Origin of the sequence: Pandoraea sp. LA3 (genome assembly GCF_022696215.1) — a bacterium.
Classification (GTDB): Bacteria; Pseudomonadota; Gammaproteobacteria; order Burkholderiales; family Burkholderiaceae; genus Pandoraea; species Pandoraea capi.
Genome location: NZ_PTPY01000012.1, coordinates 35,571 through 45,889, shown reverse-complemented (window position 1 = coordinate 45,889; position 10,319 = coordinate 35,571). Strand labels below are relative to the sequence as shown.

General features: G+C 63.0%; 8 protein-coding genes. 5 read left to right on the top strand and 3 right to left on the bottom strand.

Annotated elements, in window-relative coordinates; all coding sequences use genetic code 11:
• Nucleotides 1-240 precede the first annotated feature (240 nt).
• Together C5N93_RS00590 and C5N93_RS00585 are read right to left on the bottom strand one after the other, a co-directional pair.
• Nucleotides 241-2,310, bottom strand: coding sequence for a hypothetical protein (locus C5N93_RS00590; protein WP_242557899.1), 2,070 nt, complete (start codon nucleotides 2,308-2,310; stop codon nucleotides 241-243).
• A gap of 84 nt (nucleotides 2,311-2,394) precedes the next feature.
• Complete coding sequence (locus tag C5N93_RS00585; RefSeq protein WP_347403281.1) at nucleotides 2,395-3,249, bottom strand: LysR family transcriptional regulator; 855 nt, start codon at nucleotides 3,247-3,249, stop codon at nucleotides 2,395-2,397.
• A 359-nt stretch (nucleotides 3,250-3,608) separates the two neighbouring features.
• On the opposite strand from C5N93_RS00585, the gene C5N93_RS00580 reads away from it, so the two are divergent.
• The 3 genes from C5N93_RS00580 to C5N93_RS00570 all read left to right on the top strand — a co-directional run bounded on the left by C5N93_RS00580 (nucleotide 3,609) and on the right by C5N93_RS00570 (nucleotide 7,458).
• On the top strand, nucleotides 3,609-4,937 hold the full coding sequence (locus C5N93_RS00580) for an MFS transporter (RefSeq protein ID WP_242557897.1): 1,329 nt from the start codon (nucleotides 3,609-3,611) through the stop codon (nucleotides 4,935-4,937).
• Between the two features lie 229 nt (nucleotides 4,938-5,166).
• Nucleotides 5,167-6,357, top strand: a complete 1,191-nt coding sequence (locus C5N93_RS00575; RefSeq protein ID WP_242557896.1) for a M20 aminoacylase family protein — start codon at nucleotides 5,167-5,169, stop codon at nucleotides 6,355-6,357.
• A gap of 6 nt (nucleotides 6,358-6,363) precedes the next feature.
• Entirely contained in the window at nucleotides 6,364-7,458 is a 1,095-nt protein-coding gene (locus C5N93_RS00570; RefSeq protein ID WP_242557895.1) for a M14 family metallopeptidase, read from the top strand.
• A gap of 72 nt (nucleotides 7,459-7,530) precedes the next feature.
• Here C5N93_RS00570 and C5N93_RS00565 read toward each other — a convergent pair whose 3' ends face one another.
• Nucleotides 7,531-8,442 carry a 2-dehydropantoate 2-reductase gene (locus C5N93_RS00565; protein ID WP_242557894.1) on the bottom strand — a complete coding sequence of 304 codons (912 nt, stop codon included), beginning with the start codon at nucleotides 8,440-8,442 and terminating at the stop codon, nucleotides 7,531-7,533.
• A 235-nt stretch (nucleotides 8,443-8,677) separates the two neighbouring features.
• Here C5N93_RS00565 and C5N93_RS00560 point away from each other — a divergent pair, with 235 nt between their 5' ends.
• Together C5N93_RS00560 and C5N93_RS00555 are read left to right on the top strand one after the other, a co-directional pair.
• Nucleotides 8,678-9,289 (top strand): TetR/AcrR family transcriptional regulator, encoded by a 612-nt coding sequence (locus C5N93_RS00560; RefSeq protein ID WP_242557893.1) that lies wholly within the window; start codon nucleotides 8,678-8,680, stop codon nucleotides 9,287-9,289.
• A gap of 14 nt (nucleotides 9,290-9,303) precedes the next feature.
• On the top strand, nucleotides 9,304-10,167 hold the full coding sequence (locus tag C5N93_RS00555) for a MurR/RpiR family transcriptional regulator (protein ID WP_242557892.1): 864 nt from the start codon (nucleotides 9,304-9,306) through the stop codon (nucleotides 10,165-10,167).
• Nucleotides 10,168-10,319: the final 152 nt, after the last annotated feature.

Here is a 10,319-nt window from a genome sequence, read left to right as displayed (position 1 = left end):
GACTGGCGCACTCACTACAACGAAGTGCGCCCGCATTCGAGTTTGCAGTACCAAACCCCGGCCGAATTTCGTCGGGCTAGCGAATGTAGTTCAACCACTGGGGCCGTGAATCTCTAGACACCGGTGGTACGAAAATATCCGTCAGGTCAGTGCTACTTCTCGTTCCAAGTTGATTTGATTGAGGCAAAAATCTCAGGGTCTACCAAGGGTAGTCAAACCAGTTACCCCAGCTACCACACGTCAATCCCAAACACGTTCGCGAATCGTCTTGCGCCGTTGTGCGTCATGAATTTCCAGCACGGTATCGACATAGTGGTCGATGTGCGCTTCGTTGCCGGCGTCGGCCCGATCATAGGCGGCGGGAAAATTAGCTCTTATGGTCAGCAGGTGCTGTTTAATCACTTCCGCGATGCGCGCGTCGGGGGACACTTCGAGGTCGGCGCCGGGGAGCTCGGAATCTATCAAGGTCTCTTCGGCGGTGCGTGACTGGGTGGGGACTGCCGTACCCGGCGGCAATCCGCTCGCCGTCGCACCTTTACCTGCGCCAAAGCCCTTTACCACGGCCTCATCCAGCAGTGCATAGATTGCATTGCGAACATCCGCTGCCGGATGTGTGGCGGCCTGACCGACAATCGCGATATTGCGCGCCTCCGAATCGCCACCAGGGCCAGCGCCCGGAATATCCGCCGCCGACATCGGCACGAAATTTCTCAGCTGCAAGTAGGCGCTTAAATACACCTGTACCGTAGTGAGCGTTGCTGCCGCCGCTGCTGCGTCGTGAGCGCGAAGCGCAGCGGCCTGCACAGCCTCCCATTCCGCCTTTCGAGCCACCGTCAATCGATCGCCGAGATCAAAGCCGGGCAGCGCTTTTGTTGCGTCATATAGCGTATCGATCGCTTCCACCGCCTCCGCCAGCGTTTTGCCTGCCAGCGCATTTTTGGCACCGGTGACGATGACGACCCATGCCGTCGAATGCTTCTTGTCAGCCGATCCGAACAATCCCTTAGGTCTATCCTGCCCATTGATTAACACGTGCTCAATCGTGCCATTCGCGGCCAAACGCAGTTGGGCGCCCGCAGCGATGTTGGGGGCGAGCGCTGCCCGTTCAGGGAGTGCAGCACCCCGCACCGGTAGGGCGAACGCTCCGGTAAAAAGAGGACGATCCAGTGCGAGCGCATCCTCCCCGTCGGAGGATGCGTCGTCGTCATACTCATCGTCTGCGGCGGCAGCTTGTGGGGCAGGCAAGTAGCGCTGCGTCACGTGATCGAGCGTGATATTGGCCTTGTGATACGCCTCGGGGAACCCGGCCTTGATGGTCTGGAGGTGCTGCTGTATCAAGTCGGCCGCCCGCGCCTCGTTTGTCCGCGCCGGATTTGCACCCGGCAATCCAGCGCTTACCTGCCTCGGATCGGGGCCGGGAGCGCCTCCCTCTTTTACGAACGCTGGCTCAAGATCGTCTTCCTCGATGGTGGAACTAAGAAGAGAGAACGTCCGGTGATCGAGCAAGTTGAATATGGCATCCCGGATGTCAGCGGCAGTCTTATTCCGGTAGTCCCGCAACACGTCGAGACGTTGCGCTTCGTTGTTACTGTTCGCCGGTGCGCCAATGTCGACGGCCGATAGCGGAATTACGTTTCGGTATTCGAGATAGGCGCTCATGAACCGCTGCAAGAGATCCTGCCCCGGCGTTTGAATAGCTGCGGCACTCGCCGCATTGGCTTTTGCAAGCGCTTCCCGGTAATGCGCCTGTTCCGGGCCCATCATGAATTCGACGTGCGCGGTGCCGGGGAGCGCCTTAGCCACGGTGAACAAGGCGTCCACCGCTGCGATGGCATTCGTTACCGACTTGCCGATGACGGCCACGCGCAAAGATTCCGCCAGAACCGACCACGGGGTCGTGTGGCTTCCCTCCTTGCCGCCGAGTACGCCTCGCGAGCGTTCGCGAGAAGGAACGGACGCCGCCGTGACGACATCTGCCGTGACGACGACGGGCGTAACCAGATCCGCTACCCGCTGGACGACAGCAAGCCCAGCGACCGGCGACAGTTGTACCGGTGTGTGTCTCGCCGCCTGGCCGACGTTTCGGGCGGCCGGACGCTCACGCGAGGGCGCCTCGCTGACAATCGGCGACAGCGTCGCCTGATGTCGCGGACTCGCGTGCATCATGCGTTGAAGCGTTTGAAATCGTTGCGACGCTGGCCGCGCATCGGCCATGGCCATGGGGCCTGCCCCCGTCAGGGAGGGAGCGTTCGACGTACGACTTTCGGTCTGCCGCTCCTGCACGGAAATAGGGGGCGCGCGCTCGGACATGGATGACTCTTTTCCAGGGGGGAAGTGGGCATCTTTACACAAAAAGACGGACGCAGCCGGATGACGGTCAGGCTTGTCTTCTTCTCACCCCTGCGCCATCACCTGCTGCGCAATTGCCGTCGTGATCCCCATCTTGTCGTGACGGTTGCGTTCCAGCAGTCCGATACTCCGCTGCTCCGTCACCCCGGGCAGCGGAACGATGCGTAGCGAGTCCTCCTGCGCCCATGTGGCGCTTCTCAGCATTGGCACTACCGCCACTCCGACACGTTGTCGCACCAGCGCCACGATCCCTTCAATCGAACTCAGTTCCAGAAAGTCGCTTACCTTCACGTGCTGACGTCGCACGGCACGATCGATCAGCGCGCCGGTTCGTTGCGTGCGGTCGAACCGCAGGAACCGCTCCGTCTCCAGCAACTTCGCGGCCGACGCCGATTTCAATGCCGAGGAGGCTAGTAGCACCAACGGCTCCCGATACAAGGGCGTCCACCTGACGCCCGCCGGACGCCGTCCCGTCGGCTCCACCAGCACCGCACAATCGATCTCGCCGGCGTCGAGCTTTGCCGTTAGTTCTATCGAGCGGGCCGTCTGAATCAGGATTTCCAGATGCGGTTGCGCCTGCTTGATCTGTGTCACTGCCCGCGCCAGTGCGCTCACCGCCGACTCCACCGCGCCAATCGTCACCGGCCCCGCCGTCGATTCGATTCCGGCGGCCAGCATGCGCATCGTCTGGTATTGCGTCAGCAACTGCTCGGCATGCGGCAGCAGCACACGTCCCATCGCATTGAGTGAGACGGAGCGCCCGACACGATCGAACAGCGGGTGATCGAACTCTTCCTCCAGCGCTCGCATCTGCATGCTCACCGCCGACTGCGTCATCGCCAGATGTTCGGCGGCTGATGCGAACGAGCCATATCTCGCGACCGCCGCAAACGTCCTCATAAATCGCAAATTGCTCATAGTTCGCTCGTTGTTGAATATCCCCAACCGCACCGACTCACACAGCGTCAGCCCTCGAATTCGCTCCAGTTCCGGACCCGATCTCGCCCGACGCCTCAAAGCAACCTCAAGGCAACCTCGAAACAACCTCGAAACAACCTCGAAACAACCTCGAAACAACCTCGAAACACCCCCGAGCTGCCACCAAATCCGTCCCCCAACTCACCGGTCAATTCATCAAAAAAATTGCGATGACGGATCACAAATTCTAGCTTTTATTGGTTTTTTTGCACAAGCAGAATGGGGCGAAGCGAGTGCGGTCGGCTTGCCACGAAAACACTTCATAGAAGAGGAGTATCCCCATGGAAGTTTCGGTTGGGCGCGACGGCGCCGCAAACTCCGCCGTCGCCGAGCGCTCGGGAAAGCGTATCGACGTCGGCATCATCGCGGTATCCACCATCGGCAACGCGCTCGAATGGTTCGACTTCACCGTCTTCACATTCTTCGCCGCGAACATCGCGCGTCAGTTCTTCCCCAGCGATAACCCCACGGCCGCGCTGCTCGCGGCATGGACGACCTTCGGTGTGGGATTTCTGACGCGTCCGCTCGGCGGCATCGTCCTCGGCGCCTACGCCGATAAACATGGACGAAAGGCCGCACTCCTGCTGACGATCTCCGTCATGGCACTCGGCGTCGCCGTGATCGCCTTCGCACCGACATACGCACAAATCGGTATGGCCGCGCCCGTGCTGATGCTCATCGGCCGCTTCCTTCAGGGGTTCTCCGCTGGCGGTGAAGTCGGCAGCGCAACGGCATTCCTCGTCGAGCATGCGCCGGTCGAGCGCCGCGGCGTGTACGGCAGCTTCCAGATGATCGCGCAGGCATGCAGCATGCTGCTCGGCGCCATCGTCTCGATCGGTATCACGCAGGCACTGACCCCCGAACAGATCGACGCCTTCGGCTGGCGTATCCCGTTCGTGATCGGTCTGCTGATCGTGCCCGTCGGCCTCTACGTGCGCTCGCGTCTGGACGAGTCGCCCGTCTTCAAGGACGCCCGCAAGCACCAGCACGTCGAGAAGCGCTCGCCGTTCCTCGAATCGATCACCGTTCACTGGCGTCAGGTCGTGGCTGGCTTCGGTCTCACCGTGTACGGCACCATCGGCACGTACATCTTCTACTACTACATGCCGAGCTACGCCACGAAGTCGCTGGGCATTCCGTTCAAGAGCAGCGTCATCGCCTCGCTGTGCGCGGCCGTCGCCTATATCGTGGGGACGTTCGCGTCGGGCCGCATCTCCGACGCCATCGGCCGCAAGAAGCCGATGACCGCCTCGGCTCTCATCAGCCTCATCATCGCGTATCCGCTGTTCCTCGCTGTGAGTCACGTGCCGACGCTGCCGATGCTGATCTTCGTGCAGTGCTGCCTGATGCTCTCGCTCGGTCTGTTCCAGGGCTCCTACTGCGCGTTCGTGTGCGAACTGTTCCCCTCGCGGGTGCGCGCCACGTCGATGGCCATCGGCTACAACTTCGCCGTGATGATCTTCGGCGGATTCGCCGGCGCCATCGCCACGCTGCTCATCGGCTGGACGGGCGACAAGCTCGCCGTCGTGTACTACGGCATCTTCGGTGCTGCCGTGGGGCTCGTCACGATCCTGCTGCTCAAGGACCGCTCGCGCCAGCCGCTGCTCTGACAACCGCCGCGAACACCACCAACGAACGATCTGCACTACCGCACGACATTACGGCGCCCGGCGATAGATCTCGCCGGTGCGCCCGTCACATGCCTCCCAAACCTGCCCCTGTCCAATGGCCCGACCGGCCGACACAACCGACGCTGTCGACACTATCGACGCCTTCGACATCATCGGTTCGACCGGCACGCGTCGCGCCATCCGGGGCATTCATCAAGAGACGACTCACATGTCCATCATTCCCGAAATCGCCGAACGCTCGGCCGAACTGCAAGCCATCCGACGTGATATCCACGCGCACCCCGAGCTGCGCTACGAAGAAGCGCGCACGTCCGACATCGTGGCGAAGCTGCTCGAATCGTGGGGTATCGAGGTCACACGCGGGCTCGGCAAGACGGGCGTCGTCGGCGTGCTGCGCAACGGCACCGGCAAGAAGGTCATCGGCCTGCGCGCCGACATGGACGCGCTGCCGATCCAGGAACTGAACACGTTCGAGCACGCGTCGAAACACGCGGGCAAGATGCACGCCTGCGGTCATGACGGTCACACGGCCATGCTGCTCGGCGCGGCGCAACATCTCGCCGCACACCGCACGTTCGACGGCACCATCGTCTTCATCTTCCAGCCGGCGGAGGAGGGCGGTGGTGGCGCGAAGGCCATGCTCGAAGACGGTCTCTTTGAAAAATTTCCCGTCGATGCCGTGTTCGCGCTGCACAACTGGCCGGGACTCGCCGCCGGCAGCTTCGGTGCGCGTGTGGGGGCGACGCAGGCGTCGAGCAACGAATTCCGCATCGTCGTCAAGGGCACGGGCGCACACGCCGCCATGCCGCACGACGGTATCGATCCCGTGCTCACAGCCATGCAGATCGGCACGGGGCTGCAAAGCATCATGACGCGCAACAAGCGCCCCATCGACGCCGCCGTGCTTTCCATCACGCAGATGCAAGCGGGCGAGGCGATCAACGTCATTCCGAACACCGCCACGCTGGCGGGCACCGTGCGCACCTTCTCGCTCGAAGTGCTCGACCTCGTGGAGACGCGCATGCGTGAGTTCTGCGAATCCACGGCCGCTGCCTATGGCTGTACCGTTGAGTTCTCGTTCCTCCGCAATTACCCGCCGACGGTGAACACCGCCGCCGAGACGCAGTTTTCGCTCAACGTGATGAAGGAGATCGTGGGACGCGATCACGTCGTCGATCCCATCGATCCGACGATGGGGGCCGAAGACTTCTCGTTCTTCCTGCTGGAGCGCCCCGGTTGCTATGCGTACATCGGCAATGGCACGGGGGATCACCGCGCCCACGGTCACGGTCTCGGCCCGTGCATGCTGCACAACACGAGCTACGACTTCAATGACGACGTGCTGACGCTCGGCTCGACTTATTGGGTACGTCTGGCAGAAGCTTTCCTGGTGGGTTGAGACGAGATGGCCACGAGTCCGTTTTCTGAAAGCTACCGACAGGCGCGCAAGCGCTTTATAGGCGCCGCGCGTCAGGCGGGCGTCGAGGTGACGAGCCATGTGATTCCCGATCTCGTCGGGCGCGAAGGTGAGTCCCTGTCGACCGATGTCGTGCGGCTCGGGCCGTCCGACGCCCGGCGGTTGCTCATCCTGACGTCGGGCACCCACGGTGTCGAGGGCTTCTGCGGCAGTGCGGCGCAAATCGCCCTGCTCGGCGATGCGGGATTGCAGGGACGTCTGATGGCCGCCAACGTGGCGATTCTCGTCGTGCACGCGATCAACCCCTACGGCTTCTCGTGGCTTTCCCGTACGAACGAAGACAACGTCGACCTGAACCGGAACAGCATCGACTTCACGCAGGCGCTGCCCGTCAACGAGGCGTATGACGAATTGCATGAATTGCTCGTGCCGCCGACCTGGCCACCATCGAGCGACAACGTACGCGCGATTGCGGATTACATCGAAGTGCACGGTGCAGTGGCCTATCAACGTGCGCTGACGATCGGCCAGTATGCGTTCGCCGACGGCTTGTTCTACGGCGGACGCCAGCCGGTCTGGAGCACGCGGCTGATGCGCACGCTGATCGAGACGCATGCGGCAGATTGCAACGCCATCGGGTGGATCGATTTTCACACCGGGCTTGGACCGCCGGGGCATGGTGAGAAGATCTGTGTGGGCGGACTCGACGCCGATGAGCTTGCCCGCGCGCGGGCGTGGTGGGGCGCGGACCTCGCGAGTCCGGTCGATGGGACGACGGTGGCATCCAACGTCGGCGGGCCGTTGCTCGACACGCTGCGCACCGCACGACCGGATGCGCAAGTGACGGCGATGGCTATCGAATACGGCACCGTGCCGCTCATCGACATGCTGCACATGCTGCGCGCCGATTCGTGGCTCAGACGGCATCCCGATGCGCCGGACGCGCAGGCCTCGGCCATCCGCCAAGCCGTGCACTCCGCGTTCTGCTTCGACGACCCTGTGTGGCAAGGACAGATTCTCGGTCAGGCCCGCGTGGCGATCCTGCAAGCGGTGACGGGGCTGAGCCGTAGTCGTATCGGGTGACAGAGATGAGGCGACGCTGCCGGGCCATCGGGCAGCGTCGTCGACATCTCACTCCACGTCACCCCACGTGCTTCACCCCATGTAAACCTGCAACTGGCAGTACGCCGCACGCGTCATCGGGGCGTCGAGCCCGTGCTTGTCCGCACGGGTGACCAGATCGCCCACGATGGCATCGGCTTCCAGCCGCTTCGCGCCCGACGCGATATCGCGAGCCATCGACGATGCCCACGCCGACTTCGGCGCCAGCAGCAATGCTTCCATCTGCTTTATCGCCGCTTCCGGCAGCGCATACCCCTCGGCCTGTGCGATGGCGCGACCTTCCGACATGGTTCGACGCATCAACGCTTCGCCGTCGCGGGTCGCCATGATCTGACCGACATTGCCGCGCATCAGGCACGTCATGATGCCCGCGCACGATACGGCGATCCACTTGTTCCACAGCGCTTGCTCGATGGTCTCGCTGAGGGCGCGTGTGCCCTTCGACTTCGCGAAGAGAGCGTAGACGTCCTGCGCCAGCGTGCGCATCGTCTCCGTACGCGCGCCGACGATCACGTTGTCCCCCGGCCCTTGATGCAGGATCTCGCCCGAGGGCAATAGGGTGGTCGCAATGTACGACACGCCGCCCATCACGCGATGCTTGCCGAACGTCGCATCGAGACGCTCATACACCGACATGCCGTTGAGGAACGGCAGGATGACGGTGCGGTCGCCCATCGCGGGGGCGATCGACTCGATGGCGTTGTCGAGGTCGTAGGTCCTGCACGCGAGCAGCACCAGATCGTATTCGGGCTTCACGTCTCGGCTCGTCACCGTGGCGACCGCCTGCTGCACGTCGCCCAGTTCGCTCTTGATCGTCAACCCTCGTTGCGCGAGGACTTCCGCTCGCTTTTCCCGAACGAGGTAGGTGACCTGCGCACCCGCCTGCGCCAGACGCGCACCGTAATAGCCCCCGATGGCACCGGCACCCAAGACAAGAATTTTCACGTTGAAGCTCCTTCGACGGTTGTTGAAGACTGTGGGCGACGACAACGTTTCCTGACGGTTCGCTCAGCACACAGCCGGGCCGCAACGGTCGATTGGGCCGCTGCGTTTTATGATATGATGATCATCATACTATGAATTTCCTGAGTGTGTTCGAGACGCCTGATGTCCCGACATCGAGTGTCGGTCTCACAGGGGGCATACTCGGGCACACTCGGGCGAACGGAGGATCGCAGCCATGCGCTACGGCACGGATCACAAGCAGAAGTCTTACGCACGCATTCTCGACGAGGCGTCGCAGGCGATTCGTCTGGACGGACCCCACAAGGTGGGGGTGGCGGCCGTGATGAGTCAGGCGGGCCTCACGCACGGCGCCTTCTACGCGCACTTCTCATCGAAGGACGCGCTGATCGAGGCGGCCATTGCACACATGTTCGAAGGGAGCCTGTCGCGCTGGCAACAAGTGACGCATGGCGTCACGCCGCAGCAAGGGTTGAGCCGGTTCATCGATCACTATCTGTCGGTGGAGCGCATGGATCAGCGTCCGCTGGGCTGTCCGATGGCGGCGCTCGCGGCGGATGTGCCGCGCATGTCGCCGGCCGTGCAGGCGGTCTTCAGCTCCGGCGTGCGCACGTTGACGCAGGCGATGGCGGAAAAGCTCGCCGCCATGAACGTTCCCGATCCGGACACCACGGCGCGGTCGATGATGAACGAGCTTGTGGGCGCGATCTCGCTCGCGCGGTGCGAGCCCGACCGCGCGCGTTCGCTGTCGATGCTCGACGCCACGCGCACGAAAGTGAAAGCGCAGATTGGCATCGGCGCGTCATCGGGTGACAATAGCTCGCCCTAACCACGCAAACGCTCATGGCATCTCACGTGAAGAAGTCCTTCGTCGGCCGGATTCGGGACCAACTGGATCAGCTCTCGCCCTCAGAGCGACGTCTGGCGGAGTTCGCGCTCGATTTGCCGGGCGATCTGGCAGGGTACTCGGCCTCGGAACTGGCGGCGCTCGCACAGGTCTCCAACGCGACCGTCACGCGCTTCGTGAGACGTCTGGGTTACGAGTCGTTCGACGACGCGCGCAAACACGTGCGCGCCGAGCAGCGCGCAGGCTCTCCGCTGGCGATGGCCGCGACGGCGCCCGTCACCGAAGCGGCAACCGACGATCTCGTCGGCGCGCAACGCCTGCAAAGCCTCGCCAACATCGAGGCGACCTACCGCCGGCTCTCGTCCGCCGAAATCGAACAGATCGCAGCTGCGATTCTCGCGGCACGCAAGGTGTGGATCGTCGGGTTTCGGTCGAGTCATCCGCTGGCGATGTATCTGCGCTGGCAGTTGCTGCAAATCGTGCCGAGCGCGCAGGCGATTCCGGGCGCGGGTGAGACGCTGGGCGAGCATCTCGCGGGCATCACAGCAGACGATGTCGTGATCGTCTTCGCGCTGCGCCGCAGGGTACGTCAGATGCCGACGGTCGTTGCGCAACTCGCGAAGGCGTGTCCGAATCTCGTCTACATCTCTGAGCGCACCGAGCGTGCCGCTGCCGCAAAGACGCCCGCGAAGTGGTCACTGCAATGCGACGTGCAAGGACCCGGCGTTCTCGATAATCACACCGCTGTGATCGGCCTGTGCCACCTGATCGTCACGCAGGTGATGACGCAGGCGGGTAACCCGGGCCGTCGTCATCTCGGCCTCGTGGAAGCGTTCCACGACTCGCTCGACGAAATCTGACGCAACCTCCGGCGCGGGGATATCTGGCGACGTGTAGCTCGCCGGCTCCCCGGGCGCCCGGCCTGCTTTTCCCTTCGCAGGCCTCTCCCGCCTTTCTCGCATCTCCCCCGATTTCCTGCTCGTCCGTTGGCACGTCTGGCCAAGGACGTTGC

Excerpts from the sequence above, each read along its gene's own strand:
- C5N93_RS00590 (WP_242557899.1), bottom strand. The coding sequence starts at position 2,310 with ATGTCCGAGCGCGCGCCCCCTATTTCCGTGCAGGAGCGGCAGACCGAA.
- C5N93_RS00585 (WP_347403281.1), bottom strand. The coding sequence starts at position 3,249 with ATGAGGACGTTTGCGGCGGTCGCGAGATATGGCTCGTTCGCATCAGCC.
- C5N93_RS00580 (WP_242557897.1), top strand. The coding sequence starts at position 3,609 with ATGGAAGTTTCGGTTGGGCGCGACGGCGCCGCAAACTCCGCCGTCGCC.
- C5N93_RS00575 (WP_242557896.1), top strand. The coding sequence starts at position 5,167 with ATGTCCATCATTCCCGAAATCGCCGAACGCTCGGCCGAACTGCAAGCC.
- C5N93_RS00570 (WP_242557895.1), top strand. The coding sequence starts at position 6,364 with ATGGCCACGAGTCCGTTTTCTGAAAGCTACCGACAGGCGCGCAAGCGC.
- C5N93_RS00560 (WP_242557893.1), top strand. The coding sequence starts at position 8,678 with ATGCGCTACGGCACGGATCACAAGCAGAAGTCTTACGCACGCATTCTC.
- C5N93_RS00555 (WP_242557892.1), top strand. The coding sequence starts at position 9,304 with ATGGCATCTCACGTGAAGAAGTCCTTCGTCGGCCGGATTCGGGACCAA.